General features: G+C 63.4%; 29 protein-coding genes. 13 read left to right on the top strand and 16 right to left on the bottom strand.

Features of this window, described 5'->3' with window-relative positions; all coding sequences use genetic code 11:
• Positions 1–10 precede the first annotated feature (10 nt).
• Entirely contained in the window at positions 11–1,633 is a 1,623-nt protein-coding gene (locus tag FFS45_RS06125; RefSeq protein WP_249362677.1) for a sigma-54 dependent transcriptional regulator, read from the top strand.
• 131 nt (positions 1,634–1,764) lie between these two features.
• A complete protein-coding gene (locus FFS45_RS06120) occupies positions 1,765–2,292 on the top strand; it encodes a dihydrofolate reductase (RefSeq protein WP_137953828.1) in 528 nt (175 codons plus the stop codon).
• 154 nt (positions 2,293–2,446) lie between these two features.
• Here the strand turns inward: FFS45_RS06120 and pmbA are convergent, their stop codons facing one another.
• Positions 2,447–3,817, bottom strand: a complete 1,371-nt coding sequence (pmbA, locus tag FFS45_RS06115) for a metalloprotease PmbA (RefSeq protein ID WP_137953994.1) — start codon at positions 3,815–3,817, stop codon at positions 2,447–2,449.
• Positions 3,818–3,968: 151 nt separating this feature from the next.
• On the opposite strand from pmbA, the gene yjgA reads away from it, so the two are divergent.
• Both yjgA and mog read left to right on the top strand, forming a co-directional pair.
• Positions 3,969–4,583 carry a ribosome biogenesis factor YjgA gene (gene yjgA / locus FFS45_RS06110; RefSeq protein WP_137953993.1) on the top strand — a complete coding sequence of 205 codons (615 nt, stop codon included), beginning with the start codon at positions 3,969–3,971 and terminating at the stop codon, positions 4,581–4,583.
• Entirely contained in the window at positions 4,555–5,190 is a 636-nt protein-coding gene (gene mog, locus FFS45_RS06105; RefSeq protein WP_137953827.1) for a molybdopterin adenylyltransferase, read from the top strand. Before yjgA ends, mog begins: the two co-directional genes overlap by 29 nt.
• 12 nt (positions 5,191–5,202) lie before the next feature.
• Here the strand turns inward: mog and orn are convergent, their stop codons facing one another.
• Complete coding sequence (gene orn / locus FFS45_RS06100; protein WP_137953826.1) at positions 5,203–5,811, bottom strand: oligoribonuclease; 609 nt, start codon at positions 5,809–5,811, stop codon at positions 5,203–5,205.
• 140 nt (positions 5,812–5,951) lie between these two features.
• Between orn and FFS45_RS06095 the strand changes: the two genes are divergently transcribed.
• From FFS45_RS06095 to FFS45_RS06085, 3 genes are all read left to right on the top strand, one after another.
• Positions 5,952–7,211 (top strand): M48 family metallopeptidase, encoded by a 1,260-nt coding sequence (locus tag FFS45_RS06095; RefSeq protein WP_137953825.1) that lies wholly within the window; start codon positions 5,952–5,954, stop codon positions 7,209–7,211.
• Positions 7,208–8,143, top strand: a complete 936-nt coding sequence (gene rsgA, locus FFS45_RS06090; protein ID WP_137953824.1) for a ribosome small subunit-dependent GTPase A — start codon at positions 7,208–7,210, stop codon at positions 8,141–8,143. Before FFS45_RS06095 ends, rsgA begins: the two co-directional genes overlap by 4 nt.
• An 81-nt stretch (positions 8,144–8,224) precedes the next feature.
• Complete coding sequence (locus tag FFS45_RS06085; RefSeq protein ID WP_137953992.1) at positions 8,225–8,545, top strand: DUF2007 domain-containing protein; 321 nt, start codon at positions 8,225–8,227, stop codon at positions 8,543–8,545.
• Positions 8,546–8,608: 63 nt separating this feature from the next.
• Here the strand turns inward: FFS45_RS06085 and FFS45_RS06080 are convergent, their stop codons facing one another.
• The 6 genes from FFS45_RS06080 to rpsP form a co-directional block, all read right to left on the bottom strand.
• On the bottom strand, positions 8,609–9,547 hold the full coding sequence (locus FFS45_RS06080) for a CobD/CbiB family protein (RefSeq protein WP_137953823.1): 939 nt from the start codon (positions 9,545–9,547) through the stop codon (positions 8,609–8,611).
• 118 nt (positions 9,548–9,665) lie between these two features.
• Positions 9,666–10,349 carry a CoA pyrophosphatase gene (locus FFS45_RS06075; protein WP_137953822.1) on the bottom strand — a complete coding sequence of 228 codons (684 nt, stop codon included), beginning with the start codon at positions 10,347–10,349 and terminating at the stop codon, positions 9,666–9,668.
• A gap of 93 nt (positions 10,350–10,442) precedes the next feature.
• The gene (gene rplS / locus FFS45_RS06070) at positions 10,443–10,829 is read right to left on the bottom strand and encodes a 50S ribosomal protein L19 (RefSeq protein ID WP_020069334.1); all 387 of its coding nucleotides are present in this window, start codon (positions 10,827–10,829) and stop codon (positions 10,443–10,445) included.
• Positions 10,830–10,972: 143 nt separating this feature from the next.
• Positions 10,973–11,740: a tRNA (guanosine(37)-N1)-methyltransferase TrmD gene (gene trmD, locus FFS45_RS06065; protein WP_137953821.1), complete on the bottom strand. Its 768-nt coding sequence runs from the start codon at positions 11,738–11,740 to the stop codon at positions 10,973–10,975.
• Positions 11,741–11,765: 25 nt separating this feature from the next.
• Positions 11,766–12,497, bottom strand: coding sequence for a ribosome maturation factor RimM (rimM, locus tag FFS45_RS06060; RefSeq protein WP_137953820.1), 732 nt, complete (start codon positions 12,495–12,497; stop codon positions 11,766–11,768).
• 156 nt (positions 12,498–12,653) lie between these two features.
• Positions 12,654–12,908: a 30S ribosomal protein S16 gene (gene rpsP / locus FFS45_RS06055; RefSeq protein ID WP_074263786.1), complete on the bottom strand. Its 255-nt coding sequence runs from the start codon at positions 12,906–12,908 to the stop codon at positions 12,654–12,656.
• A 280-nt stretch (positions 12,909–13,188) separates the two neighbouring features.
• On the opposite strand from rpsP, the gene FFS45_RS06050 reads away from it, so the two are divergent.
• Together FFS45_RS06050 and FFS45_RS06045 are read left to right on the top strand one after the other, a co-directional pair.
• The gene (locus FFS45_RS06050; RefSeq protein WP_249362692.1) at positions 13,189–14,256 is read left to right on the top strand and encodes a PQQ-dependent sugar dehydrogenase; all 1,068 of its coding nucleotides are present in this window, start codon (positions 13,189–13,191) and stop codon (positions 14,254–14,256) included.
• A 125-nt stretch (positions 14,257–14,381) separates the two neighbouring features.
• The gene (locus tag FFS45_RS06045; protein WP_137953818.1) at positions 14,382–14,849 is read left to right on the top strand and encodes a TM2 domain-containing protein; all 468 of its coding nucleotides are present in this window, start codon (positions 14,382–14,384) and stop codon (positions 14,847–14,849) included.
• 31 nt (positions 14,850–14,880) lie between these two features.
• Here the strand turns inward: FFS45_RS06045 and FFS45_RS06040 are convergent, their stop codons facing one another.
• The gene (locus FFS45_RS06040) at positions 14,881–16,005 is read right to left on the bottom strand and encodes a PA0069 family radical SAM protein (protein ID WP_137953817.1); all 1,125 of its coding nucleotides are present in this window, start codon (positions 16,003–16,005) and stop codon (positions 14,881–14,883) included.
• Positions 16,006–16,148: 143 nt separating this feature from the next.
• Positions 16,149–16,637: an Lrp/AsnC ligand binding domain-containing protein gene (locus FFS45_RS06035; RefSeq protein ID WP_074300378.1), complete on the bottom strand. Its 489-nt coding sequence runs from the start codon at positions 16,635–16,637 to the stop codon at positions 16,149–16,151.
• 168 nt (positions 16,638–16,805) lie between these two features.
• Here FFS45_RS06035 and FFS45_RS06030 point away from each other — a divergent pair, with 168 nt between their 5' ends.
• From FFS45_RS06030 to FFS45_RS06020, 3 genes are all read left to right on the top strand, one after another.
• Positions 16,806–18,092 (top strand): D-amino acid dehydrogenase, encoded by a 1,287-nt coding sequence (locus FFS45_RS06030; protein WP_137953816.1) that lies wholly within the window; start codon positions 16,806–16,808, stop codon positions 18,090–18,092.
• Between the two features lie 128 nt (positions 18,093–18,220).
• On the top strand, positions 18,221–18,472 hold the full coding sequence (locus FFS45_RS06025) for a type II toxin-antitoxin system prevent-host-death family antitoxin (RefSeq protein ID WP_137953815.1): 252 nt from the start codon (positions 18,221–18,223) through the stop codon (positions 18,470–18,472).
• Positions 18,472–18,789, top strand: a complete 318-nt coding sequence (locus tag FFS45_RS06020; protein ID WP_137953814.1) for a type II toxin-antitoxin system RelE/ParE family toxin — start codon at positions 18,472–18,474, stop codon at positions 18,787–18,789. The genes FFS45_RS06025 and FFS45_RS06020 overlap by 1 nt, the downstream gene beginning before the upstream one ends.
• A gap of 142 nt (positions 18,790–18,931) precedes the next feature.
• Here the strand turns inward: FFS45_RS06020 and FFS45_RS06015 are convergent, their stop codons facing one another.
• The 6 genes from FFS45_RS06015 to FFS45_RS05990 form a co-directional block, all read right to left on the bottom strand.
• Complete coding sequence (locus FFS45_RS06015; protein WP_137953813.1) at positions 18,932–20,722, bottom strand: acyl-CoA dehydrogenase; 1,791 nt, start codon at positions 20,720–20,722, stop codon at positions 18,932–18,934.
• A gap of 101 nt (positions 20,723–20,823) precedes the next feature.
• A complete protein-coding gene (locus FFS45_RS06010; protein WP_137953812.1) occupies positions 20,824–21,759 on the bottom strand; it encodes an FAD-binding protein in 936 nt (311 codons plus the stop codon).
• 13 nt (positions 21,760–21,772) lie between these two features.
• A complete protein-coding gene (locus FFS45_RS06005) occupies positions 21,773–22,522 on the bottom strand; it encodes an electron transfer flavoprotein subunit beta/FixA family protein (RefSeq protein ID WP_137953811.1) in 750 nt (249 codons plus the stop codon).
• A 242-nt stretch (positions 22,523–22,764) separates the two neighbouring features.
• The gene (locus tag FFS45_RS06000; RefSeq protein ID WP_137953810.1) at positions 22,765–23,565 is read right to left on the bottom strand and encodes a MetQ/NlpA family ABC transporter substrate-binding protein; all 801 of its coding nucleotides are present in this window, start codon (positions 23,563–23,565) and stop codon (positions 22,765–22,767) included.
• Between the two features lie 48 nt (positions 23,566–23,613).
• The gene (locus tag FFS45_RS05995; protein ID WP_137953809.1) at positions 23,614–24,267 is read right to left on the bottom strand and encodes a methionine ABC transporter permease; all 654 of its coding nucleotides are present in this window, start codon (positions 24,265–24,267) and stop codon (positions 23,614–23,616) included.
• The gene (locus FFS45_RS05990; protein WP_137953808.1) at positions 24,257–25,291 is read right to left on the bottom strand and encodes a methionine ABC transporter ATP-binding protein; all 1,035 of its coding nucleotides are present in this window, start codon (positions 25,289–25,291) and stop codon (positions 24,257–24,259) included. Before FFS45_RS05990 ends, FFS45_RS05995 begins: the two co-directional genes overlap by 11 nt.
• Positions 25,292–25,527: 236 nt before the next feature.
• Here FFS45_RS05990 and FFS45_RS05985 point away from each other — a divergent pair, with 236 nt between their 5' ends.
• Complete coding sequence (locus FFS45_RS05985; RefSeq protein ID WP_137953807.1) at positions 25,528–26,478, top strand: alpha/beta hydrolase; 951 nt, start codon at positions 25,528–25,530, stop codon at positions 26,476–26,478.
• Positions 26,479–26,506: the final 28 nt, after the last annotated feature.

The following is a 26,506-nucleotide window of genomic DNA, read 5'->3' as shown; positions in this document are numbered from 1 at the left end:
GAGGTTGATCGTGCGCGAATCACCCCATCTTTCCAGTGTTACGCCGCCCTCAGGCACGCACCTGTCGTTAGCCCGCCCGAGCGAGCGAGCCGTGGGACGAGCGCAGGACGTGCAAGTGGTGCGCCCGAACGAAGTGGCTCTGACACGCGCCGCGGAAGTGCTTGCGGCGCGTCCGCAGGACGCTTCGGCAGGACGGGCGCAGGCTCCGTCAGTCAGCACCCGCGAGGCGCCAGGGACACCGCATGCGCAAACCGAGCGAACGCTGCTCTACGTCGCCCGCACGCCGGACGAGACACTTTCCGCTCATCTGAAAAGCCGCGGCTGGAACGTGCTGGTCGCGCGCTCGGCGCATGAGGTCGCACGCCTGCTCAAGCCCGATATGGTGTGTGCAGGCATCGTCGATCTGGCGAGTTTCGCGCTGCGCGACCTGGGCAGCCTCGAAGCGGGACTGCGGCAACAGCAGATCGGCTGGATCGCGCTCTCCACCTCCGAGCGCCTGACCGACCCGGAAGTGCGCCGCCTGATCCGCCACTACTGTTTCGACTTCGTGAAGACGCCGGTAGCCAACGCCACCATCGACTATCTCGTCAGCCACGCCTTCGGCATGGTCACGCTGTGCGATCCCGACGATGTTATCGCCAGCGCCGCGCCCAGTGAAGAAGACGAGATGGTCGGCACCTGCGAGGCAATGCAGCAACTGTTCCGCACGATCCGCAAGGTCGCCAATACCGATGCGAGCGTGTTCATCTCCGGCGAGTCGGGCACCGGCAAGGAGCTCACCGCGCTCGCCATCCATGAACGCTCGCGGCGCCGCAAGGCGCCGTTCATCGCGATCAACTGCGGGGCGATTCCGCATCATCTGCTGCAGTCCGAGCTGTTCGGCTACGAACGCGGCGCGTTTACCGGCGCCAATCAGCGCAAGATCGGCCGGGTCGAAGAGGCCAACGGCGGCACGCTGCTGCTCGATGAGATCGGCGATCTGCCGCTCGAGAGTCAGGCGAGCCTGCTGCGCTTCCTGCAGGAAGGCAAGATCGAGCGGCTGGGCGGGCGCGAATCGATTCCGATCGACGTGCGGATCATTTCGGCCACTCACGTTGACCTCGAAATCGCGATGCGCGACGGGCGCTTTCGCGCCGACCTGTTCCACCGCCTGTGCGTGCTGCGCGTCGACGAGCCGCCGCTGCGCGCGCGCGGCAAGGACATCGAGATTCTCGCGCATCACATCATGCACAAGTTCAAGACCGACAGCGCGCGCAAGATCCGCGGCTTCACGCCGTCGGCGATCGAGGCCATGTACAACTACAACTGGCCCGGTAACGTGCGCGAGATGATCAACCGGGTGCGCCGGGCGATCGTGATGGCGGAAAACAAGCTGATTTCGGCGGAGGACCTCGATCTCGCTCATTACACCGCGCAGCAAAGCATGAGTCTCGCGCAGGCTCGTGAGGCAGCCGAGAAGCGCGCCATCGAAGCGGCCTTGCTGCGCCACCGGCACCGCCTGAACGAGGCCGCCGCGGATCTCGGCATCTCGCGCGTCACGTTGTACCGCCTGATGGGTACGCACGGTCTGCGCGAGATGATCTGTGCAGATGAGGACGGTTTGCCCGACGGCGAGGCCGGTGCGGGCGAATGACGGTGCTGCGGGGCTGCGGGGCTGCGGGGCCAGGCGCCCCGCGTCCACCGCCTCATCGCCTCACGGCCTCATGGCCGGGACTGCGCAGGCGTCAGGTAGAATCGGAGCGATTACGTTCCCGTGTTCATTCGATGACGACGCTGACCCTGATCGTCGCTCGCGCCCGTAATGGCGTGATCGGCCGCGACAACCAGTTACCCTGGCGCCTGCCCGAAGATCTCGCGTTCTTCAAGCGCACGACGATGGGTGCTCCTATCATCATGGGCCGCAAGACCCACGAATCGATCGGCCGGCCGTTGCCCGGACGGCGCAATATCGTCGTTACGCGCGACGCGAAGCGCCGCTTTGCCGGCTGCGACACCGCTACCAACCTCGACGACGCCCTCAGGCTCGCAGCCCAGGACCAGGCGCCGGAGGCCTTCCTGATCGGCGGCGCCGAACTGTACGCCGAAGGGCTGCGCCACGCCGACAAGCTGATTGTCACGGAAATTTCGATCGACTTTGAAGGCGACGCCTACTTTGCGACGCTCGACCCGCAGGAATGGGAAGAAGTGGCTCACGAGACGCATCGGGCTCACGCGCCCAACGAGTTCGACTATGCGTTCGTGACGTACCAGCGCACGCCGGCGGCAGCGGGCGAGCAACACTCGCCAGCCTGACCGCGCGCAGGCCGCGGGCATAAAAAACGCCGGGGAAGCGCTCTTCCCCGGCGTTTCTGTTTGCGGCATTCGAGTCCGGCTCGCTGGCCTTGTCGGGCCTGGCCTTGATCTGAACCGGCCGGTCTGGTTTAGCCTGGCCTAGCCTTAGCCAACCTTACTGCCCGGCAATCGTCATGCGTTCGATCAGCACCGAGCCGGTCTGCTTCGTGCCACGCACCAGCGTGTCCGCGCCGATCGCGACGATATGGTGGAACATCTCCTGCAGCGTGCTCGCCACGGTGATTTCCTCCACCGGGTACTGGATCTTGCCGTTCTCCACCCAGAAGCCCGACGCGCCGCGCGAATAGTCGCCCGTCACGTAATTGACACCCTGGCCCATCAGTTCGGTCAGCAGCAAACCCGTGCCGAGTTTCTTCAGCATCGCCTCGAAGTCGTCCTCGGGACGCGTCTTCGAGCTCAGCAGCGACAGGTTGTGCGAGCCGCCGGCGTTGCCGGTGGTCTGCATGCCGAGCTTGCGCGCCGAGTAGGTGGACAGGAAGTAGCCTTCCACCACGCCGTCTTTCACCACCGAGCGCCGTTTGGTGCGCACGCCCTCTTCGTCGAACGGTGCGCTGCCCATGGCGCGCGCCACATGCGGGTCTTCGACCACCTGCACGTGCGGCGCGAACACCGGCTTGCCAAGGCTGTCGACGAGGAACGAGGTCTTGCGGTACAGCGCACCGCCGCTCACGGCCTGCACGAATGCGCCGAGCAGCCCCGCTGCCAGCGGCGCTTCGAACAGCACCGGCACCTTGCGGGTGTCGAGGCCGCGCGCGCCGATGCGCGCCAGCGCCCGTTGCGCCGCGTACCGGCCAATCGCTTCCGGATCGGCCAGTTCCTCCGCGCTGCGCTTCGAGGTGTACCAGTCGTCGCGCTGCATGTTGCGGCCGCTGCCGGCGATCGGCGCGCACGCCACATAGTGGCGCGAATACGGATAGCCGGAGAGGAAGCCGCGCGAAGTTGCGAGCACGAACTGCGAATGCTGCGCCGAAACGCTCGCGCCTTCCGAATTGCGAATCTGCGGGTCGGTGGCGAACGCGGCATCTTCGGCGCGGCGGGCGATCTCGACCGCTTCGTCGGCCGTGAGGTTCCACGGATGATACAAATCCAGGTCCCGCGGCGCGGTCTCGAGCAGTTCGCTTTCCGCGAGGCCCGCGCAGTCGTCTTCCGCCGTGAAGCGGGCGATGTTGTAGGCGGCCGCAACCGTATCCTTCAGCGCCTGCGTGGAAAAGTCCGAGGTGCTCGCGTTACCGCGCTTGTTGCCGATAAAAACCGTCACGCCGACCATCTTGTCGCGATTGTGTTCGATCGTCTCGACCTCGCCACGCCGCACGGAGACGGACAGGCCGTCGCCTTCGGAGATTTCAGTCGCGGCGTCGGTGCCGCCGAGCGACTTTGCGTGACGCAGGATGTCCGAGGCGATTTCCTTCAGTTCATCCTGGGTATGCGGGAAAAAGCGCTGTCTGACGTCGATGTCTGCTGCCATATTCATTGCCGTCCTTCGTTGCGTCCTGGGCGGGGCCGCGCACGGCCCTCCGGTGTGTTCTCGAGTACGTCGCTACGTATCCCGCGATCATAGCAAGGTCCGCGCCGCCGCACCTGGCATTCGCTGGGGCGCGGCACGCTACAATAACGGTATGACACGTAAAACCCGCATTCAACCGATGGAACCCGCCGCCGAGCCAGAGATCGACGAGAACGGGTATGACCGTCCCAGCAAATCCCAGCTCAAGCGCGAAATGCATGCGCTGCAGGAACTGGGCGAGGCGCTGATCGCGCTGCCGAAAGACGCCCTGAAGCGCATGCCGATGCCCGAAAAGCTCGACGACGCCGTGCGCGAAGCCCGCCGCATTACCGATCACGAGGGTAAGCGCCGCCAGGTCCAGTACGTGGGCCGCGTCATGCGCTCGCTGCACGAGGATGAAACGGCCGCCCTGCGCACCGCGCTGGATTCGTACAACGGCATCAACAAGGCCGAAACGGCGCGCATGCACTGGATCGAGCGCACCCGTGAAAAACTGCTCGCCGACGACGCCGCGCTGACCGAATTCATCCGTCAGCACCCGGCAGCCGACCCGCAGACCGGCCGCACGCTGATCCGCAACGCCCGCAAGGAAGCGCAGCAGAGCAAGCCGCCGCGCTATTTCCGCGAGCTGTTCCAGTGGATCAAGAACGCCGACGGCCCGGCAGCAGCGGCCACGGACGACGCGCACGACGCTGGGGATGACGACGATGACGAAGATCGCGCGTAGCCATCCTGACGAACTCGTGGTCGGGCTGGTCTCGATCAGCGACCGGGCCAGCACCGGCGTCTACGAGGACAAAGGGATTCCGGCCCTGCAGGACTGGCTGGGCGCGGCGCTCGCCTCGCCGTGGCAAGCCACAACCCGGTTGATTCAGGACGACGCGCCGACCATCTCCGCCACGCTCATCGAGCTGGTGGACGAAGCCGGCTGCGATCTGGTCCTGACTACGGGCGGCACCGGGCCGTCGCGCCGCGACGTGACGCCGGAGGCGACGCTCGCCGTGGGCAGCAAGGAAATGCCGGGGTTCGGCGAGCAGATGCGCCAGATCAGCCTGAATTTCGTGCCGACGGCTATTTTGTCGCGGCAGGTGGCGGTCATCCGCGAGACGCCCGGGCATGCGGCGCTGATTGTGAATCTGCCGGGCCAACCCAAGTCGATCCGGGAAACGCTGGAAGGTTTGCGCGACGACGCGGGAGCGGTGAAGGTACCGGGCATTTTTGCCGCGGTACCGTACTGTATCGATCTGATCGGCGGTCCGTACATGGAAACGAACGACGCCGTGGTGAAAGCGTTCCGGCCTAAAAACGCCGTGCGTGCGCCGCGTCAGGACTGAGCGGCGCGGTCTTCACTCTTCCGTCACCGGGGCGCTGGCCGCCGGAATCAGGAAATGCTCGCGGTAGTACTTGAGCTCGTCGATCGATTCGTGGATGTCCGCCAGCGCCGTGTGCATGGCGCGCTTCTGGAAGCCTTTGTAGATGGCCGGCTGCCAGCGGCGGCACAGTTCCTTCAGCGTGCTCACGTCGAGATTGCGGTAATGGAAGAAGGTTTCCAGATCCGGCATCCAGCGCGCCATGAAGCGGCGGTCCTGGCAGATGGAGTTGCCGCACATCGGCGACTTGCCCGGCGGCACGTACTGGCCGAGGAACTCGCGGATCTGCGCGGTGGCGTCCGCTTCGCTGACGCTCGAAGCGCGCACCCGGTCGATCAGCCCCGAGCGGCCGTGGGTGTTCTGGTTCCACTGATCCATCTTGGCGAGCGTTTCGTCGCTCTGGTGGATCGCGAGCACCGGCCCTTCGACTACCTTGTCGAGCGTGGAATTGGTCACGACCACGGCGATCTCGATGATGCGGTCGGTATCGGGCTCGAGCCCGGTCATCTCCATGTCCAGCCAGATCAGGTTCATGTCGCTGCGCACGAGCGTAGGCTCGCCAGCGGATTCGAGGATGTCAGTCATGAAGGCAGCCTTGGTTGAACAGCGCCGCGCGGCCCGGCAGGACGCGCCCTGGCGCCGTTGAAACAGTTCGTTTGAGCGTGGCCCCGCCAGCCGGCGGGAAGAAACATATAATTCTCGCATAGATACCACGGATTCCCCGGATGCCTACCCTGTACTTCACCGTTCTGATCGCAATTGCCGTCGTGGCGATGGTCGGCACCAAGCTCTGGCTCGCGTCGCGGCAAGTCCGCTTCGTCGCGGCTCATCGCGGGCAGGTGCCGGGCCGGTTCGCGGCAACCATCGCGCTCACCGCGCACCAGCGCGCCGCGGACTACACCATCGAACGCACCCGGCTGACGATGCTCGAGATCGTCGTCAGTGCGGCCGTGCTGATCGGGCTCACGCTGCTGGGCGGCGTGCAGGCGCTCGATCTGACCATTTCCGACTGGCTCGGCCGCGGCTACCTCGGCCAGATCGCCCTGATTGCGGCGGTGGTTGCGATCACCGGTGTGGTGGACCTGCCGTTCGACTACTACCGGCAGTTCGTGATCGAAGAGCGCTTCGGTTTTAACCGCATGGGCAAGGGCATCTTTTTCGCCGACCGTATCAAGGGCCTGCTGCTCGGCGCGGCCTTCGGCCTGCCGCTGCTGTTCGTCGTGCTGTGGCTGATGAACCAGGCCGGCAGCCTGTGGTGGGTGTGGACGTGGGTCGTGTGGGTGGTGTTCCAGTTGCTGGTGCTGGTGCTGTATCCGTCGTTCATCGCGCCGCTCTTCAACAAGTTCGAACCGCTCAAGGACGAAGCGCTGAAAAACCGCATCGAAGCGTTGATGAAGCGCTGCGGTTTCGCGGCCAAGGGCCTGTTCGTGATGGACGGCAGCCGCCGTTCCGCGCACGGCAATGCGTATTTCACGGGCTTCGGCGCGGCCAAGCGCATCGTCTTCTTCGACACCCTGCTCGCGCGCCTGTCGGGCAGCGAAATCGAAGCCGTGCTCGCCCACGAGCTCGGCCACTTCAAGCGCCGCCATGTGATCAAGCGGATGATCGTGATTTTCGCCGTCAGCCTCGCGATGCTCGCGCTGCTCGGCTGGCTCATGCAATGCGTCTGGTTCTACGAGGGGCTTGGTGTGCGGCCGTCGCTGCTGGGCGGCAACAGCGGGCTCGCACTGGTGCTGTTCTTCCTCGCGCTGCCGGTGTTCCTGTTCTTCGTGACGCCGCTTAGCAGCCTCAGCTCGCGCAAGCACGAATTCGAAGCCGACGCGTTTGCCGCTACCCAGACCGATGCACAGGATCTGGTCAACGCGCTCGTGAAGCTGTACGAAGACAACGCCTCGACGCTCACCCCCGACCCGCTCTACACCGCGTTCTATTACTCGCATCCGCCGGCGTCGCAGCGGATCGACCGTCTGCTGCGGCACGCATGAGGGCGCGCTCCCCGAAAGCGGCGCGCGCGCCGTCCGGCACGCGCGTGGGCGGCCTTGTCATCGCGGCGCATGGGCGCCACTACCTGGTGGCGCCGGAAGACGGCAGCGCCATGTTGCAGTGCTTCCCGCGCGGCAAGCGCAGCGAGGTGGCGGTCGGCGATCGTGTGATCTACGAACCGACCTCGGCCGATCAGGGCGTGATCGTCGAGATCGGCGAGCGGCGCAACCTGCTCTACCGTTCCGACCAGTACAAATCGAAGCTGTTCGCGGCGAACCTCGATCAACTGCTGATCGTGCTCGCCACCGAACCGCACTTCAGCGAGGATCTGCTCGGCCGTGCGCTGGTGGCGGCCGAGGCGAACGAACTGAAGCCGCTGATCGTGCTGAACAAGACCGACGTCACGGCCGCCTTGCCCGGCGCGCGCACCCGGCTCGCGAACTACCAGGCGCTGGGCTATACCGTCGTGGAACTGTCGATCAAGACTGAGCCGGAAGCCGCCCGGGCGGCGCTAGACGAGCACCTGCGCGGCCATGCGACGCTGTTGCTGGGCCAGTCGGGCATGGGTAAATCGACGCTGGTGAACCTGGTGGTGCCCAACGCCGAGGTCGCGACCCGTGAGATCTCGACGGCGCTGAATAGCGGGCGCCACACGACCACCTTCACACGCCTGTATCCGTTGCCGGATGGCGGTGCGTTGATCGATTCGCCGGGGTTTCAGGAATTCGGCCTGCACCATCTGACCGAGGGCAAGCTTGAGCGCGCGTTCCCCGAATTCCGGCCACTGCTGCCCAATTGCCGCTTCTATAACTGCCATCACCTGCAGGAACCGGGATGTGCGATTCTTGAAGCGGTCGCCGATGGGCGCATCACGCCAGCCCGGCATGCGTTGTATGCGCAACTGGTTCATGAGGCGAGCCAGATCGTTCGCTGAGCGCTGAGCGGCGCCTGATCTACCCCAGGCGTCTCCCCTACCTTATCCTCCACACCCCGCCGCCACGGATCTCCAGCCATGATGAAACTGATGCGCGCGCCGAATCTGCTGATCGGACAGCATTGGATCAACGTGCTGGCGACGGCGGGGATTGCATGTGAGTTGCACAACCGCTACCTGAACGGCGCGCTAGGGGAGATTCCAGCGGATCAATGCGCGCCCGAGTTGTGGCTCGTCGACGAACGTGACGAGACCATGGCGCGCAAGCTGATCGATATGGCCGCGCAGGGACCGGGCGCGGGCGCACCGTCCTGGCGTTGCAGCCAGTGCGGCGAGACGCTCGAAGCGCAGTTTACGGTGTGCTGGCAATGCGGGACCGCGCGCAATCCGCTTGACGATTAAAAGAGAAGTGACGCTGACGGCGCTTCGTCTCGGTTGTAAGCGCCGACTTCCTGGCCTCGTGCGTCAGGCGACCCACACGGCGATCGTCAGCATCAGCAGCAGGATCATCCACAGGATCACGGCGCGCCACACCAGGCCCACCGCCGATTGCAGCGTGCGCGGCGTGCAGTCGTCGCCGACCGGCAGCGCATCGCCGTCGCCGGTAGCCAATGCGTCGAGGCTCGACGGCTCGGCGAGCGGTCCGCTCAGGCGCGCGCCCAGCGCGCCGCTGCCGGCCGCGAGCAACACGCCGTCATTGGCGTCAGGCCATTGGCGCGCATGGTTGCGCCAGGCGTAGATCGCGTCTTCGAAATTGCCGACAATCGCGAAACCCAACGAGGTGAGCCGCGCCGGAACCCAGTCGATCACGAAGAATGCCCGCTGCGCGAAACTCGAAAAAGCTACGGTACGGTCATCCGCCGGGCGCGACCAGGCGCGTGCAAGGTATTCCGCGATCCGGTACAACACCGCGCCCGCCGGCCCAACCGGCACAAGGAACCAGAAGAACACACCGAACACATGGCGGTGCGAAGCGACCACCGCATGAATCAGCGTATGGCGCACGATCTCGCTGACCGGCATGTCGACCGTATCGAGGCCGGTCCATTCCGTCAGTATTTCACGCGCGCGCGGCACGTCATCGTTGTTGAGCGCGAGGTGAATATCCGTAAAGTAATGGCTGAACTGGCGAAAGCCGAGCGTGAAATACACGATCACCACGTTCCACAGAAACGCCAGCACGAAGTTAATGTGATAGAGCACGTAGTAGACGAGCGCGACGGCCAGCGTCCAGGGCACCACCACCACGAGCCAGGCAAGCAGGCCATGCTTGGGCTTGCCGGCATCGAACCCGTGCGCCGCCGACTCCGCATGATATTGAAGCAGCGCAGACACCGGATTATTCGGCGATAGCGCGCGGACCTGTTCAATAATCAGAGCCAGCAATACGGAGAAAAAAGTCATGCGATGCGCCGTGCTTTTTAAGTTTTTACGATTGTTTTATAACGATAGCACAGGGTCGGATGCGACTGAGCGCGGCGAAGGTTGCAAAGGCGCGACACTGCGGCTCGCTCCGTGACATTCACGCGGCCAGAAAGCGATAAAAATTGCGTAGCATGCCGGCCGTTGCGCCCCAGATGAAGTAGTGCCCAGCCATGTCGCCACGTGGATAGGGCATGGCAAAAAAGCGACGCTCGCCGCCGTCCCAACGAAACACCCGCACCTCATGATGGGACGGGTCCATCAGAAAACCCAGCGGCACTTCAAAGACTTCCGCCACCTCAAGCGAGTCGGCTTCGAGCGTAAACGGCGGATGCACCAGCCCGACCACCGGCGTGACGCGAAACCCGGTGCCGGTCAGATAGTCGGGTAGACAACCGAGCACCTCGACGCGTGCGGGATCGAGGCCGACCTCCTCCTGCGCCTCGCGCAAGGCGGTGGCCGTTGCATTGGCATCCGACGGCTCGTGACGGCCGCCAGGAAAACTCACCTGGCCAGCATGGTCGTTGAGATGATCGGCGCGCTGGGTCAGCAACACCGTGAGGCCGCCGTTGCGCACCACAAGGGGCACCAGCACCGCCGCGACGCGCGGATCGCCGAACTCTTTCCAGCGTGCATCGCCCGGTTGTTCGGGCGTCCACGCGAGGCGCTGCTCGAAGCGTGCGCGCAACCCGTCGGGCGTCAGACGTGCGGGGGCAACCGGTGGCAGGTCGTTGCCGGTCGATTCGACAGGCAGGGTTTCGGGCTGGAAGACAGGGCGGGTCAACGGGTCTCTCGGAACGAGCGTGTGTAGGGCATGCCGCTATTTTGACCCAACAAACAAAAAAGCACCCGGGAAGGGTGCTTTTTCTTACAGCTTTTACGCCTGGGAAGCAGCGCGGTCTTTCGAGACCAGCTTTTCCTTGATCCGGGCCGACTTGCCCGAACGGTCGCGCAGGTAGTACAGCTTTGCACGGCGCACATCGCCACGACGCTTCACGACGATGCTTGCCAGCAGCGGCGAGTACGTCTGGAACGTACGCTCGACGCCTTCGCCCGACGAAATCTTACGGACGATGAACGACGAATTCAGACCACGGTTACGCTTGGCGATAACGACGCCTTCGTAAGCCTGAACACGCTTACGCGTACCTTCAACCACGTTCACGCTGACGATCACCGTGTCGCCGGGGGCGAATTCGGGGATGGTCTTCTCGCCGAGGGCGCGCGCGATTTCTTCCTGCTCGAGTTTTGCAATCAGATTCATCACTGACTCCTAATGCCATCTTGTCGGCGTTCGTACCTGCCTCGCAGAAAACTGCTTGGCTACGGCCCCGATAGAGGATGGGTTCACATCAGGCGCCGTACACGCATGTGCGGCGCCGCCTATTCGCTAGTGACACCGGGGCTTTACGCCTTCGATGCTTCCTTCGCGAGACTTGCAAGCCATGCCTCGTCGGCACGGCTCAACATCTTGTTCTTTCTGGCCTTCTCGATCAGATCGGGCCGCTTGTGCCACGTGTTGCGCAGCGCTTCGCGCCGGCGCCACAGCTCGATCTCCGCATGATGGCCGCCGAGCAGCACATCGGGCACCCGCACGCCTTCGTATTCCTCGGGGCGCGTGTAATGCGGACAATCGAGCAGCACGTCGACAAAACTATCCTGCACCGCCGATTGCGAGTCGTTCAGCACGCCGGGCAACTGACGCACCATGGCATCCATCAGCGCCATGGCGGGCAACTCGCCGCCCGACAGCACGAAGTCGCCGAGGCTCACTTCTTCGTCCACGCAACGATCGATCAGACGCTGGTCGATCGCTTCATAGCGGCCGCACAGCACGATCAGGCCGGGTTCGGCGGCAAACCGCATGACCCGTTCGTGATTGAGCGTCGCACCTTGCGGGGACATCATCACGACGCGCGAGCCGGTAATGCCCTGCTGCGCCTGCGCGGCTTTCGCCGCACCGATCGCGTCTTCCAGCGGCCTGCCCAGCATCACCATGCCCGGGCCGCCGCCGTAGGGGCGATCGTCGATCGTACGGTAGTTGTCAGTCGTGAAATCGCGCGGATTCCACGTACGCAGACCGTAGCGCTCCTGCTTCGCCGCGCGGCTGGTGATACCCCAGTCGGTCAGCGCACGAAACATCTCGGGAAAGAGCGTGACGACATCGAACTGCATCGCTCTCTCCGGTCAACGAGCTCGTTTAATAGTCAGCTTCCCAGTCGACGGTGATCTGCTTCGCCTTCTGGTCAACCGTTTTGACATAGACACCGACGAACGGGATCAGGCGTTCGGCAGTCACCGGTTTACCGTCTTTGCCGATAGCCGGATATTCGATGCGCAACACCGAGTGCGCACCGTTGTCGATCATGTCGGCCACCTTGCCGAGGGACACCCCGGTGAGGTTCACGACATCCAGGCCGAGCAGGTCGACCCAGTAGAATTCGTCAGCTTCGAGCGCCGGGAAATCGCTACGGCAGATGTACACGCGGGTGCCACGCAGCGCGAGCGCCGCGTCGCGGTCAGCCGTGCCGCCCAGATGGGCCACAATGCTGTCGCTATGCATCTTTGCCTGCAGCGCCGGCGCCGAACTGCGCTCGCGGCCCTTCATCAGCCACCAGCGCTTCGCGCTCAGCAACGCGTCGCCGCCACGTCCGGCATCCGCATGCGCGGCTACCTTGACCCAGCCCTTAAGGCCGTAAGCGTCGACGATCGCGCCCACTTCGACCGCGTCGTCCGGCCAGCTTTCGGCCGTTTCCGCGCGCACTGCGGCAACCGCCGCTGCGGAAGCCGCGTCGGCGGCACCCGGATTGGCCTTGCCCTGGGCACGCTCGACCGGCTTGCGGACGAATGCGCCAAACGATGCTTGCCTCGATGCCTGGGCACGCGGCGCGGCCTTGGCGCGACCTGAACTTCCTGAATCACGCTCAGACATGAGAGAGCCTCATAGCGCACATCAGGGCGAACCGCGGGGCAAACCTCAGGGCGAATTTCGCCGCCTGCGCTTTTGCTAAAACCTGCTGCAAAACTCGCGCATCGGACACCTCGCGCAAGCTGCGCGAGCCGCCGGCGATGCACATGCTGGCTACCATTAAGCAGCCGGCTGCGCCTTTTGCGCTTCCTTCACGAGACGCTCGACGGTCGGCGACAGCTGTGCGCCAACGCCTTGCCAGTACGTCAGGCGGTCTTGAGCGATACGCAGCGACTCACCCTTCGTAGCGATCGGGTTGTAGAAGCCAACGCGTTCGATGAAGCGGCCGTCACGACGGTTACGCGAATCGGTTGCGACGATGTTGTAGAACGGGCGCTTCTTGGAGCCGCCACGAGCCAAGCGGATGATGACCATACTAGAATCCTTGAAAACCGGGGTTCGGAACCACTGAAACACGCGATTATAGCGGGAAACTGAAGCCATAACAAACACTTACGGGGATAAACTGAGATTCGCGGTTGCGCTGGCCATACAGTCCAGCCAGCCGGGGTCCGCCAAAGCGCCTGAATAACCCGATGGAACGCCCGTGAAACCTGCCCTCACTCCGGTCTCGCCCATTGCAAGGTTCGCACGGTTCCGGCTTGTCATGCAAGCTATTGGGGCGCGATCTCGTCGCTATCTGGCCGCTGCGTCAATGCTGGCGTTGGCCCATCCGGCGCTTGCCGCGCTGCCGATCGAGCGGCTCAGACTGCCGCCGGGCTTTCACATTCAGGTACTTTCCGATGACGTGCCCAGTGCGCGTGAAATGGCGCTTTCGCCGAACGGCGTGCTATACGCCGGCAGCCTCGATGGTCACGTGTATGCGCTCGAACTGCGCGACTCACGCGTCGTTGCGCGCCATGTGATCGTGTCGGGGCTGGAGACGCCCGCCGGCGTGGCATGGCGCGACGGTGCGCTCTATGTATCGGCCGTCTCGCAGATCCTGCGTTTCGACGCGATCGACACTCATTTAAATGATCCGCCCAAAGCGGTTGTCATCAACGGCAAACTGCCGACCGATCGCCATCATGGCTGGAAATTCATCGCTTTCGGCCCGGACGGCAAGCTCTATGTGCCGCAAGGCGCGCCGTGCGATATCTGCCTGCCCGACCGCGATCGCTACGCGATGATCGGGCGCATGGATCCGGACGGCAGCCATTATGTGACGATCGAGCGCGGCGTGCGCAATACGGTTGGTTTCGCCTGGCATCCGGTCACGCACGAACTCTGGTTCACCGACAATGGCCGCGACATGATGGGCGACGACGTCCCCGACGACAAGCTCAACCGCGCCCCGCGACTGGACATGGATTTCGGCTACCCGTTCTGTCACGGCGGCGACACGCTGGACCCCGAGTACGGCAAGGATCACTCCTGCAGCGCCTTCACGCCGCCGGCGCTTAAACTCGGCGCCCACGTTGCCTCGTTGGGCATGCGCTTCTACACCGGCCCGATGTTCCCCGCTGACTATCGCGACAACATCTTCATCGCTGAGCACGGCTCGTGGAATCGCAGCAAGAAAGTCGGCTACCGGGTCATGCGCGTCATCACCAACCCGGACGGCAGCGGTGCGCATCAGGAGGTCTTCGTCGAAGGCTGGCTGATGCCCGATGAGAGCGTCTGGGGCCGGCCGGACGACGTTCTGCCGATGCCCGACGGCTCCCTGCTGATCAGCGACGACTATGCCGGCGCGATTTATCGCGTGACGTACACGGCGCCCTAGCCCCGGGCGAATGCTGTCAATCAGGGGATGGCGTGCCCGGCGCCGCGCCCCCGGGCGTAGAATGCGCGTCGGTCCGCGCACAGTTGCGCGTCAGTCCTTGCGATCGCCTGTCACTGAACTCCTACATGTCCACCCGCGTTTCGAACCCCTCACGCTTCAGGTCCAAGACAATTACCGCAGCGCTCGCCTTCTTCTTCGGCAGCCTCGGCGCGCACCGCTTCTATCTATATGGACAGCGCGATGCGTACGGCTGGCTCCATCTGGTCTGTACCCTGCTCGGTATTCCGGGGGTTCTGCTGCTGGTCGCCAGCGAGCGGGCTTCGACCCTCGGCTGGGTGCTGGCGGTTCCGGGTGCTATCTCGCTGTTTGCCGCATTCCTTTCCGCGATCGTCTACGGGCTGCGTCCCGATGAAAAATGGGATGCGCAATTCAACGCCCAGAGCCAGCAACGCAGCCGTTCGGGATGGGCGGTGATTTTCGTGGTGATCTTTTCGCTCTTTATCGGCGCCATGCTGCTGATGACTGGGCTTGCGCTCTCATTCCAGACCTATTTCGAATCACAGGTTCAGGCGGCCAAAACGCTGTCTCAATAGCTGGCGGCAGCAGCACGCCCGCACGCCTCGCCTAGAAAAGATTCATTTGCGGGTCGTCGCGTACAGGGCGAGCCGGTTGAGCGCGCATAAAGTGCGACATATCAAGACTGCCTTGTCGCCGCTCATTTAGACCGAGACGGCGTACGGCCTGGCGAAAACGCTGCTTCAGCAGGTCGGCCCACAGTCCCTCACCCTTCATGCGACTCGCATAATTCGAGTCGTAGTCCTTGCCGCCGCGCATGTCGCGAACCCGGCTCATGACGCGATCCGCCCGATCCGGGAAATGGGCCGCGAGCCAGTCCTTGAATAGCGGCGCCACCTCCCAAGGCAGACGGAGCACGATATAGCTCGCATGAGTCGCACCCGCTTCCGCACACGCCTCAAGGACCCGCTCCATATCCGGCTCGGTCACGAACGGGATCACCGGCGCAATGCTGACGCCTACCGGGATGCCCGCCTCGCTCAGCGTTCGGATTGTGCGCAGACGGCGAGACGGCGTAGCGGCGCGCGGTTCCAGCGTACGGGCGATCTCGGCATCTAACGTGGTGATGGTAATCGCCGCCATGAACTGTTCGCGCGCTGCCATGGGTGCCAGCAGATCCAGATCGCGCTCGATCAGCGACGATTTCGTAATGGCCGCAAACGGATGGCCGTGCGCACTCAAGACTTCGACAACCCGGCGTGTAAGACACAAATCACGCTCGACCGGCTGCCAGGCATCCGTGTTGACGCCCAAGGCGATCGGCTCCGGCACGTAGGACTTCTTCGATAGCTCGCGCTCGAGCAATTCAGGTGCATTCACCTTGGCGTAGATGCGGCTTTCGAAATCCAGCCCCGGCGACAAGCCCAGATAACTATGTGTGGGCCGCGCAAAGCAGTAGATACAGCCGTGCTCGCACCCCCGATATGGGTTGAGCGACACGCTAAACGGGATGTCCGGTGACGCGTTGCGGGTCAAGATGGTTTTCGCCCGCTCGTCGAACACCTGTGTGCGCAACGCCGGCGGCCCGCCCTCTTCGTCCTCGTGCTGCACCCAGCCGTCGTCGACCGCTTCGCGCTGGTCGACTTCGTAGCGGCCCTGCAGGTTCGTCACGGCGCCACGCCCTTTACGGGGCGTGGGCGGGGCGATCGGATATTCGGGGACGGAATCGGTCACGGCGAAGTTAAGCGCAAACAAAAAACGGAGACGAAAGCGGCTCAAGAAGTACTGTATAAATATACAGTCTTTGAGCCGTTTGTCGAGTCCTTTGTGCGGCGCCCGCGGTGAGACCGCAGCGCCTCGCAGTGCCTCGCAGTGCTTTATTCGCCGACCGCGATCGTCAAGGTTTCCTTGATTTCTTCCATCACCACATAGCTCTTCGACTGCACCGCTCCCGGCAATTGCAGCAGGATGTCGCCAAGCAGTTTGCGGTAGTCGGCCATCTCGCCGATCCGCGCCTTGATGAGATAGTCGAAGTCGCCCGACACCAGATGGCATTCCAGCACCTCGGGGATCTTCTGCACTTCGCGGCGAAACTGGTCGAACATGTTGCCGCTCTTGTGGTCTAGCGTGATCTCGACGAACACCAGTAGCGCCGCGCCCAGTTCGGCCGGATTGACGCGCGCGTGATAACCGGTGATCACGCCATCGCGCTCCATGCGCTTGACCCGTTCAATGCACGGGGTAACCGACAGCCCGACCTGCTCGGCGAGGTCTTTCATCGCCATCCGGCCGTCCTGCTGCAGCAGTCTGAGGATCTTGTGATCGAGCTTGTCGAGCGCGCGGATAGGTTGACGCTGGGTTCGCATGGTCTTTTTACTGAAAATCTTAAAAATACGATAACAAAACCTACCTGACACTCAATAGTATAGCGGTTAACACTGGGCTGAAAGCGTATCACCTCGTTAATCGAACGATCCACAAACGAGCTGAGCCATCCACGACGCGCAAGCCCCAAAGAACCTTCTGGAGCAGCTATGCGAGTCGTCGTTTTGGGCAGTGGCGTCGTCGGGGTGACGAGCGCCTATTATCTTGCGCGCGCGGGTCACGAAGTCACCGTGATCGACCGCGAAGCCGGTCCGGCGCTCGAAACGAGCTTTGCCAACGCCGGCCAGATCTCGCCGGGCTACGCATCGCCGTGGGCGGCTCCGGGTGTGCCGCTGAAGGCCGTCAAATGGATGTTCCAGAAGCACGCGCCGCTCGCCATTCGCCTCGACGGCACGCAATTCCAGTTGCAGTGGATGTGGCAGATGCTGCAGAACTGCACGTCCTCGCGCTACGCCGTGAACAAGGGCCGCATGGTGCGGCTTGCCGAATACAGCCGCGATTGTCTGCAGGCGCTGCGCGCCGACACCGGCATCCAGTACGAAGGCCGGACCGGCGGAACGCTGCAGGTGTTCCGCACGCAGCAGCAATTTGATGGCGCAGCAAAAGACATCGCTGTGCTGAAAGACGCCAACGTGCCCTATGAACTGCTGTCGGCGAACGAACTGGCGCGCGCCGAGCCGGCACTCGCCGCGACCGCGCACAAGCTGACCGGCGGCCTGCGTCTGCCGGGCGACGAAACCGGCGATTGCCAGTTGTTCACCACGCGCCTTGCCGCGCTCGCCGAAGAGCTGGGCGTGAAGTTCCGCTACAACACACCGATCGATGCGCTCGCAACGTCCGGCGGTCGGATTGCCGGCGTGCAATGCGGCAGCGAACTGGTGCGCGCCGACGCCTTCGTCGTGGCGCTCGGTTCGTATTCCACGAAATTCCTCTCGGGCATCGTCAAGATTCCGGTTTATCCGCTCAAGGGTTATTCGATCACGGCGCCTATCGTCAACGCAGCGGCGGCTCCCGTCTCGACGGTGCTGGACGAGACCTACAAGATTGCCATCACGCGTTTCGACGACCGGATTCGCGTGGGCGGCATGGCGGAGATTGTCGGCTTCGACAAGTCGCTGCGCGAGGCCCGCCGCGAAACGCTCGAAATGTGCGTGAACGATCTGTTCCCGGGCGGCGGCGATACCGCCAAAGCCAGCTTCTGGACCGGCTTGCGTCCGATGACACCGGACGGCACGCCGATTGTCGGCCGCACGCCTGTGTCGAATCTGTTCCTGAATACCGGCCACGGCACGCTCGGCTGGACCATGTCGTGCGGCTCGGGCCAATTGCTTGCCGACCTGATGTCGGGCAAGCAGCCGGCGATTCAGTCGGGCGATCTGTCGGTGCATCGCTATCTCGGCGAAACGGGTGGCGCGAGCCGGCCGGCTTACGCTTGATACGCTGACAGCATGGAGATGCCGGGCGTGTTTTGACCCAAGCGCCGCCATGCAGAGATAGTTTTAGCGAGCGCTCGCCGCGAATGTGGCGTAAAATAGGTCTAAATTTTGACCCATTTGGTATCGCCATGGAAAATATCCACAGCCTGCTCAGCGTCAGCATCTCGGAGTTCAAGCAGAACCCGGGGAAGGTGGTTGAAGAGGCGCGGGGTCAACCGGTTGCCGTGCTCAATCACAACCGCCCAGCCTTCTACACGGTGTCGCCTGAGCTGATGGCTCAAATGGCTGATCTGTACGACGAACGCCAACTGGCCACGCTCGTTCAATCCCGTCTCAAATCGGTCGGCCGCGCGGTCAAGGTCAACCTCGACGACCTTTAATGCCGTACGAACTCCGATTCATCCCTGAAGCGCTTGAAGACTGGGTGGGTCTTGATGGTTCGATCAAGGCTCTGTTCAAGACCGCGCTGAAGAAGCGTCTGGAAAACCCGCGGGTACCGGGCGCGGAACTCCGTTCTCCACTCACCGATTGCTACAAGATCAAGTTGCGAGGAGTCGGTTACAGGCTCGTCTACCTGGTCCGCGATAGCAGGGACCCGCCGGACCTGGTCGTGCTGGCGGCGGGTCGCCGCGATGGCGGGATCTACGAGGCCGCGGCGGCTGCATGGGAAGAGGCGCAGACCTTGCAAGGGGATTGAGTCATCCTCGCGATCGATTACCGGTCGGACCATCGAAAGCATGACGGCCCCGACCTTTACGGGAACGGCATCCGCCAAAGCGCAAAAAAACCTCTGCAGCCATAGACTCACAGAGGCTCTCTGCCTAACCCAACGACTGCTGTCAGAACTGGTCTTCCGACAACGCCAGCACCCCCTCATCCCCCTTCGCGCTGACAATCGATGCTTCCAGCGCCGCCGCCTGCGGCAGCACATGCTCCGCATAGAACTGCGCCGTCGCGATCTTCGCGCCGTAGAACGACGGATCTTCGGCGTGCTTTCCGGCGGCCACGAGCAGCGCACGCGCCATCTGCCAGCCGCCGAGCACAATACCCGCCAGCTTCAGATACGGCACGCTACCGGCAAACACCGCATTCGGATCGCGCTTCGCATTGGCGAGCACAAACTCCACCGCCGCTGCCAGCGCACGCTGCCCCAGCGCAAGCTGTTGCTGCATCGACTTGAACGCCGGCCCCTGCTGCGCGCCGAGCGCCTCGATGGTCTCCGCAATACCAGCCAGCAGCGCCCCGGCCACCGCGCCGCCGTCACGCAAGGTCTTGCGGCCAATCAGGTCGTTCGCCTGGATCGCCGTGGTGCCTTCGTAGATCGGCAAAATCCGCGCGTCGCGGTAATACTGAGCCGCGCCCGTTTCTTCGATAAAGCCCATGCCGCCGTGCACCTGCACGCCGAGGCTCGTCACGTCGATCGACAGCTCCGTGCTCCAGCCCTTCACGATCGGCACGAGGAATTCGTAGATCGCCTGATGCTCGTTGCGCTTCGCTTCGTCAGGGTGACGATGCGCGATATCGCAATGCGCGGCGGCAACATAAGCGAGCGAGCGCGAACCCTCGGTCAACGCGCGCATCGTCGCCAGCATGCGGCGCACATCCGGGTGATGAATGATCGACACCGACTGTTTAGCAGAGCCATCTACCGGCCGGCTTTGCACGCGGTCCTTCGCATACGCCACCGCCTTCTGGTATGCCCGATCCGACACGCCCACACCTTGCATGCCCACCGCAAAACGCGCGGCGTTCATCATGATGAACATGTATTCGAGACCGCGATTCTCTTCACCGATCAGATGACCGATTGCGCCGCCGTGATCGCCGAACTGCAGCACGGCCGTCGGACTCGCCTTGATGCCGAGCTTGTGCTCGATCGACACGCAATGCACGTCGTTACGCTCGCCGAGCGAGCCGTCCTGGTTGACGAGGAACTTCGGCACGATAAACAGCGAAATGCCCTTCACACCTTCCGGTGCGTTCGGCGTGCGCGCCAGCACGAGATGGGCGATATTCTTCGCCATGTCGTGCTCACCCCAGGTGATGAAAATCTTGGTGCCGAACAGCTTGAACGAGCCGTCGCCCTGCGGCTCGGCGCGCGTGCGCACCAGCGCCAGGTCCGAGCCGGCTTGCGGCTCGGTGAGATTCATGGTGCCGGTCCATTCGCCCGAAATCAGCTTCGGCACGTAGATTTGCTTCTGTTCGTCGCTGCCAGCCGTGAGCAGCGCTTCAATGGCGCCGTCCGTGAGCAGCGGACATAGCGCAAAGGAAAGATTCGACGCGTTCAGCATCTCAATGCAGGCTGTGGCAATCAGCTTCGGCAGCCCCTGGCCTTCGTAGTCCAAAGGATGTTGCACACCTTGCCAGCCGCCCTCGGCGAACTGCCGGAACGCTTCGGCAAAGCCCAGCGTTGCCGTGACCTTGCCGTCCTTCCAGCTACTCGGGTTGCGATCGCCTTCGACATTCAACGGCGCCAGCACTTCGCCGCATAGCTTGGCCGACTCTTCGAGCACAGCCTGGGCCGTGTCCAGATTGGCATCTTCGAAACCTGGCAGCGTCGCGATATCTTCGAGTGCGGCCAGTTCTTTCATCACGAACAACATGTCCTTGACGGGCGCCGTATAGCTCATTTCAGTTCTCCTCCTGCCTGCGATATAAAAAGGGACGCTGGACTAACGGTCCCTGCGTCCCTTCGTTTGCTGCCAGACGCCTTTTTATGGCGTGGTCAGAATTAGCCGAGTTCGCTCACCAGCTCCGGCACGACGGCGAACAGATCGCCCACCAGGCCGTAATCGGCGACGCTGAAAATCGGTGCTTCCGGGTCCTTGTTGATCGCCACAATGACCTTCGAGTCCTTCATGCCGGCCAGATGCTGGATCGCACCCGAGATGCCCACCGCGACGTACAGTTGCGGCGCGACGATCTTGCCCGTCTGGCCCACCTGGTAGTCGTTTGGCACGAAGCCTGCGTCGACTGCCGCGCGCGATGCGCCCAGCGCCGCGCCCAGCTTGTCTGCCAGCGGCTCGAGCACCTTCGTGTAGTTCTCGCCGCTGCCCAGGCCCCGGCCACCCGACACGATGATCGACGCCGACGTCAGTTCCGGACGGTCCAGCTTGGTCACTTCACGGCTCACGAACTGCGAAAGGCCGCTGTCGGCTGCTGCCGCAATCGTCTCGACGGCCGCACTGCCGCCCTCTGCCGCGACCGGGTCGAAACCGGTGGTACGCACCGTGATGACCTTGATCGGATCAGCCGACTGCACGGTTGCAATCGCGTTGCCCGCGTAGATCGGGCGCTCGAACGTGTCGGCGCTGTCCACCGCGGTGATGTCGCTGATCTGCGCGACATCGAGCTTCGCTGCGATACGCGGCGCAATGTTCTTGCCGTAGGCGGTGGCCGGCGCGAGGATGTGCGAGTAGTCCTTCGCAATGTTCAGCACCGTGGCTTCGACGTTTTCCGCGAGGCCCGCTGCGAGTTGCGGCGCGTCGGCCAGCAGCACCCTGGCGACACCTGCCACCTTGGCAGCCGCTTCAGCCGCGCCTTGCGCGTTTTGACCTGCGACCAGCACATGCACGTCGCCGCCGATCTTCGCCGCTGCTGCGACGGTGTTCAGCGTCGCAGCCTTCAGCGACGCGTTGTCGTGTTCCGCAATTACCAGAATCGTCATTTCGTCGGTCTCCTCACAGCACCTTGGCTTCGGTCTTCAGCTTCTCGACCAGCGTCTTCACGTCAGCAACCTTCACACCGGCGCTGCGCTTGGGCGGCTCGACGACCTTCAGCGTCTTCAGGCGCGGCGTCACATCCACACCCAGATCTTCGGGGTTGATCGTTTCCAGCGGCTTCTTCTTCGCCTTCATGATGTTCGGCAGCGTCACATAACGCGGCTCGTTCAGGCGCAGGTCGGTCGTGACCACGGCCGGCAGCGTCAGCGACAGCGTTTCCGCCCCGCCGTCCACTTCGCGCGACACCGTCGCCTTGCCATCGGCCACCGTGACCTTCGAGGCGAAGGTTGCTTGCGGCAGGTTGGCCAATGCAGCCAGCATCTGGCCGGTCTGGTTCGAATCGTCGTCGATGGCCTGCTTGCCCAGGATGACGAGCGACGGCTGTTCCTTGTCGACCAGCGCCTTGAGCAGCTTGGCCACGGCCAGCGGCTGCAGGTCTTCGTTCGACTCGATCAGGATGGCGCGGTCCGCGCCGATAGCCAGCGCCGTGCGCAGCGTTTCCTGCGCCTGCGTGACCCCTGCCGACACGGCGATCACTTCCGTCGCCACGCCCGCTTCCTTCAGACGCACCGCCTCTTCCACGGCGATCTCGTCGAACGGGTTCATCGACATCTTTACATTCGCGATGTCGACGCCCGTGCCGTCCGACTTCACCCGGACTTTCACGTTGTAATCGACCACTCTCTTGACTGGCACCAGGATTTTCATGCACACGCTCCAAAGTTACGAATACGTCAACCCAGCGGACATTATAACGACTGCGCCTTTGCGACAGCCGTGTTGCAGGCTGGTTTACATCGAGGATAGCGCTCCTCAGCGGCGTGACAGCAATAACGAACGATCGTTCTATTTTAATTCCGAAAAAACCCGGGCTGCAACCCCGGGTTAAGACTTACGACTCTAATTCATGATTTGCCATCGAAGACACTTTTGGTATCTCGCGGTGCGGCTTACCAGCTGGCGACCACCGCGCCACCGTACTTCGCGTCGATGTACTGCTTCACTTCCGGCGAATGGTACGCCGCGATCAGCTTCGCGACCCACGGCTTGTTCCGGTCAGCTTCGCGGATCGCGATGATGTTCACGTACGGCCCCTTGGGATCTTCGATCGCGATCGCGTCCTGCTTCGGTTTCAGACCCGCCTGCATCGCGTAGTTGGTGTTGATCGCGGCGGCGTCCACGTCACCGAGCGAGCGCGGGATCTGGGCAGCGTCCAGCTCGACGATTTTCAGTTTCCTGGGATTGTCGACGATATCGAGCGGCGTGGCCTTCAGGCCGGCGTCGGCGCGCAGCTTGAGGAGACCCTGTTTTTGCAGCAGCAACAGCGCGCGGCCGCCATTGGTCGGATCGTTCGGCACGGCGATCTTCGCGCCCGGCTGCAGCTCGGCGAGCGACTTGATCTTCTTCGAGTAGATGCCCATCGGGAAGGTCACGGTGTCGGCGACGCGGATCAGCTTGTAGCCGCGGTCCTTCACTTGCGCTTCGAGGTAGGGGTCATGCTGGTAGCTGTTGGCGTCCAGATCGCCGCTCGCGAGCGCCGCGTTCGGTTGCACGTAGTCCGCGAATTCGACAATCTTGATGTTCAGGCCGTTCTTCGCTGCGACACCCTTCACGACTTCCATCAACTCCGCATGCGGGCCGCCGGTCACGCCGACCTTGATCGTGTCGTCGGCGTAGGCCGAAGTGTTAGCAGCGAACAGCGTGGCGGCGCCGAGCGCGGCGGCAAGCTTCAGAATGAAACGGCGTTGCATGACGGATCTTCTCCAGTTCTCTTCAAACGGGTTGCGACAACCCTTGTTTTATTTGTGGCTCAACCGACGCACGAGCCAATCCCCGAAAGACTGCACCAGTTGCACGAACACGATCAGGATCGCCACGACCGTCCACATCACGTCCGGCTCGTAACGCTGATAGCCGTAACGGATGCCCAGGTCGCCCAGGCCGCCGCCGCCGATCGCACCGGCCATCGCCGAGTAACCGACCAGCGACACGAAGGTAATCGTCAAACCGGCAACCACCCCGGGCCACGATTCGGGCAGCAGCACCTTGAAGACGATCTGGCTGGTGGTGGCGCCCATCGACTGGGCGGCTTCGATCAGGCCACGATCCACTTCACGCAGCGCCGTCTCGACCAGACGCGCAATGAACGGCGCGGCAGAGATCGTCAACGGCACCACGGCGGCGGCAGTACCGATCGACGAGCCGACCACGAGGCGCGTGAACGGAATCACCGCGACCAGCAAGATGATGAACGGCGTCGAGCGCACCGCATTGATCACCACGCCCATCGAGCGATTCAGCGCGACATTCTGCAGCACGCCCTGGCGGTCGGTCAGATACAGCAGCACGCCGAGAGGCAAACCGACCAGCGCGCCGACCAGGCCCGAGATACCCACCATGACGAGCGTTTCCCAGAACGACTGGACGAACATATCGAACATTTCACTCAACATGGGACATCTCCTCTACCACCACACCCTGTTCGCGCAGATACGTCAGCGCCTGTGCCACCTTCAGCGGTTCACCGCCCGCGAGCACTGCGAGCGAGCCGAACGCCTGCCCCTGGATCTCGTCGATCTGGCCGTGCAGGATGTTGAAGTCGAGTTCGTAACGGCGAATCGTTTCGGACAGGATGGGCTGGTCGACGCCTGAGCCGGTGAAGGCGAGGCGCAGCAGGTGGCCGCTGCCGGTCTTCAGGCGCTCGGCCACGCGTGCCTTCAGCGCGGGCGGCAGTTCCTGGGCGATGACATCGCCGATCAGCGCGCGGGTCACTTCGTGGTGCGGCTGCAGGAACACGTCGATAACCTTGCCGTGTTCGACGACCCGGCCCGCGTCGAGCACCGCAACGCGGTCGCAGACCTGCTTGATCACGTCCATCTGGTGGGTGATCAGCACGATGGTCAGGCCGAGTTCGCGATTGATGCGCTTGAGCAGATCCAGGATCGAGCGGGTGGTTTCGGGATCGAGCGCCGAGGTCGCCTCGTCGGACAGCAGCACCTTCGGCTTGCTCGCCAGCGCCCGGGCAATCCCGACGCGCTGTTTCTGGCCGCCACTGATCTGCGCCGGATAGCGGTCTTTCTGCGCAGACAGCCCCACCAGTTCGAGCAGCGGCAGCACGTTCGCCTCGATCTCGTCGCGCTTCATGCCGGCCAGCTCGAGCGGCAGCGCGACGTTTTCGTACACGGTGCGCGACGACAGCAGGTTGAAATGCTGGAAGATCATGCCGATCTCGCGGCGCGCCTCGCGCAGCTGCTCGGCGGAGAGCGTCGTCAGATCACGGCCGTTGACGACGATATTGCCCTCAGTGGGACGCGTCAGCAGGTTGATGGTGCGCACGAGCGTGCTCTTGCCCGCGCCGCTGCGGCCGATGATGCCGAACACCTCGCCCGCCGGAATCGACAGATTGACGTTGTGCAACGCCTCAACCCAGCCCCGGGGTCCAGCAAAACGCTGGGAAATATTACGTATTTCGATCATAAAAAACGAAACGGCGGAACTGCCCGCGAGCGTCATACGCTCCCGGCAAGCGGCCGCCGTGACTTTTATTGGGATTTGAAGCGCAATTCTACCGCAGCCTCGACATTCGCTTTAATAATCAATTCCGATCTTTTCATAACTGAGAGGAATTAGAGGTGAATCCCGCGCAGGCTGCTCGCGCATGTCACGGGCCAGCGACTATGATCGGGCCAATCAAAACCACAACGAGGGCGCATATGGAGACTACCCGGCACAACAATGCTCGCCCTGACCCGACGGTCGGGGCAAGCGCAGGCGTCAAACCGGAGGAAAGCGGCGGCTCAGCGAATGCAAGGCGCGACTACGGCGCGGCCCGCTCGCTTGTCACCACCCGCGACGGCATCGAATTGCCGCTGTACCGCTGGGCTGCCACCGGTACACGCCGGGCCACGGTCGCTCTCGTCCACGGTCTTGCCGAGCACGCCGGGCGCTACGCGGCGCTCGCCGAGCGGCTCAACGCGGCCGGCATCGAACTGCTCGCCATCGATCTGCGCGGCCACGGTCACGCACCCGGCAAGCGCGCTCGCGTCGAGCGCTTCGACGACTATCTGCTCGACGCCGAGGCTTTGCTTGGCATCGCAGCGGACGGCAGCGGCACACCCCTGTTCCTGATGGGTCACAGCATGGGCGGCGCGATTGCGGCGCTGTACGCCATCGAACGTCTGCCCGGCAGCGGTCACCGCCTGGCGGGTCTGATTCTCTCAAGTCCTGCGCTGGCGCCGGGCCACGATGTGCCGCGCTGGATGCTGACCATGAGCCAGATCATCAGCCGTGTCTGGCCGGATTTTCCCGCCATGAAGATCGATGCGGCGCTGCTGTCGCGCAACCCGGCTATCGTCGAGGCAAATCGCAATGACCCATTGGTCCATCACGGATCGATTCCGGCTCGCACGGGCGCGGAGATACTGCTGGCAATGGAGCGGATCGAACGCGGCCGCGCCGGGCTGCAACTGCCCTTGCTGGTGTACCACGGTACCGCAGACAAGCTCACGGAGCCAGACGGCAGCCGCTCGTTCGGCCAGTATGCCGGCTCACCGGACAAGACGCTCACGATGCATGAAGCGAGCTATCACGAGACCATGAACGACCTCGACCGCGAGCGGGTGATCGGCGAGTTGATCGATTGGATTACGGTGCGCTGTCGTTGAGAGAGCGGCGCGCGTGGTGTGCCAGTCG

This window comes from Burkholderia sp. 4M9327F10 (assembly GCF_005503145.1).
Lineage (GTDB): Bacteria > Pseudomonadota > Gammaproteobacteria > Burkholderiales > Burkholderiaceae > Paraburkholderia.
This window is presented reverse-complemented; position numbering and strand designations above follow the sequence as displayed.

Excerpts from the sequence above, each read along its gene's own strand:
- FFS45_RS06120 (WP_137953828.1), top strand. The coding sequence starts at position 1,765 with ATGACGACGCTGACCCTGATCGTCGCTCGCGCCCGTAATGGCGTGATC.
- pmbA (WP_137953994.1), bottom strand. The coding sequence starts at position 3,817 with ATGGCAGCAGACATCGACGTCAGACAGCGCTTTTTCCCGCATACCCAG.
- yjgA (WP_137953993.1), top strand. The coding sequence starts at position 3,969 with ATGACACGTAAAACCCGCATTCAACCGATGGAACCCGCCGCCGAGCCA.
- mog (WP_137953827.1), top strand. The coding sequence starts at position 4,555 with ATGACGACGATGACGAAGATCGCGCGTAGCCATCCTGACGAACTCGTG.
- orn (WP_137953826.1), bottom strand. The coding sequence starts at position 5,811 with ATGACTGACATCCTCGAATCCGCTGGCGAGCCTACGCTCGTGCGCAGC.
- FFS45_RS06095 (WP_137953825.1), top strand. The coding sequence starts at position 5,952 with ATGCCTACCCTGTACTTCACCGTTCTGATCGCAATTGCCGTCGTGGCG.
- rsgA (WP_137953824.1), top strand. The coding sequence starts at position 7,208 with ATGAGGGCGCGCTCCCCGAAAGCGGCGCGCGCGCCGTCCGGCACGCGC.
- FFS45_RS06085 (WP_137953992.1), top strand. The coding sequence starts at position 8,225 with ATGAAACTGATGCGCGCGCCGAATCTGCTGATCGGACAGCATTGGATC.
- FFS45_RS06080 (WP_137953823.1), bottom strand. The coding sequence starts at position 9,547 with ATGACTTTTTTCTCCGTATTGCTGGCTCTGATTATTGAACAGGTCCGC.
- rplS (WP_020069334.1), bottom strand. The coding sequence starts at position 10,829 with ATGAATCTGATTGCAAAACTCGAGCAGGAAGAAATCGCGCGCGCCCTC.
- trmD (WP_137953821.1), bottom strand. The coding sequence starts at position 11,740 with ATGCAGTTCGATGTCGTCACGCTCTTTCCCGAGATGTTTCGTGCGCTG.
- rimM (WP_137953820.1), bottom strand. The coding sequence starts at position 12,497 with ATGTCTGAGCGTGATTCAGGAAGTTCAGGTCGCGCCAAGGCCGCGCCG.
- rpsP (WP_074263786.1), bottom strand. The coding sequence starts at position 12,908 with ATGGTCATCATCCGCTTGGCTCGTGGCGGCTCCAAGAAGCGCCCGTTC.
- FFS45_RS06050 (WP_249362692.1), top strand. The coding sequence starts at position 13,189 with ATGCTGGCGTTGGCCCATCCGGCGCTTGCCGCGCTGCCGATCGAGCGG.
- FFS45_RS06045 (WP_137953818.1), top strand. The coding sequence starts at position 14,382 with ATGTCCACCCGCGTTTCGAACCCCTCACGCTTCAGGTCCAAGACAATT.
- FFS45_RS06035 (WP_074300378.1), bottom strand. The coding sequence starts at position 16,637 with ATGCGAACCCAGCGTCAACCTATCCGCGCGCTCGACAAGCTCGATCAC.
- FFS45_RS06030 (WP_137953816.1), top strand. The coding sequence starts at position 16,806 with ATGCGAGTCGTCGTTTTGGGCAGTGGCGTCGTCGGGGTGACGAGCGCC.
- FFS45_RS06025 (WP_137953815.1), top strand. The coding sequence starts at position 18,221 with ATGGAAAATATCCACAGCCTGCTCAGCGTCAGCATCTCGGAGTTCAAG.
- FFS45_RS06020 (WP_137953814.1), top strand. The coding sequence starts at position 18,472 with ATGCCGTACGAACTCCGATTCATCCCTGAAGCGCTTGAAGACTGGGTG.
- FFS45_RS06015 (WP_137953813.1), bottom strand. The coding sequence starts at position 20,722 with ATGAGCTATACGGCGCCCGTCAAGGACATGTTGTTCGTGATGAAAGAA.
- FFS45_RS06010 (WP_137953812.1), bottom strand. The coding sequence starts at position 21,759 with ATGACGATTCTGGTAATTGCGGAACACGACAACGCGTCGCTGAAGGCT.
- FFS45_RS06005 (WP_137953811.1), bottom strand. The coding sequence starts at position 22,522 with ATGAAAATCCTGGTGCCAGTCAAGAGAGTGGTCGATTACAACGTGAAA.
- FFS45_RS06000 (WP_137953810.1), bottom strand. The coding sequence starts at position 23,565 with ATGCAACGCCGTTTCATTCTGAAGCTTGCCGCCGCGCTCGGCGCCGCC.
- FFS45_RS05995 (WP_137953809.1), bottom strand. The coding sequence starts at position 24,267 with ATGTTGAGTGAAATGTTCGATATGTTCGTCCAGTCGTTCTGGGAAACG.
- FFS45_RS05990 (WP_137953808.1), bottom strand. The coding sequence starts at position 25,291 with ATGATCGAAATACGTAATATTTCCCAGCGTTTTGCTGGACCCCGGGGC.
- FFS45_RS05985 (WP_137953807.1), top strand. The coding sequence starts at position 25,528 with ATGGAGACTACCCGGCACAACAATGCTCGCCCTGACCCGACGGTCGGG.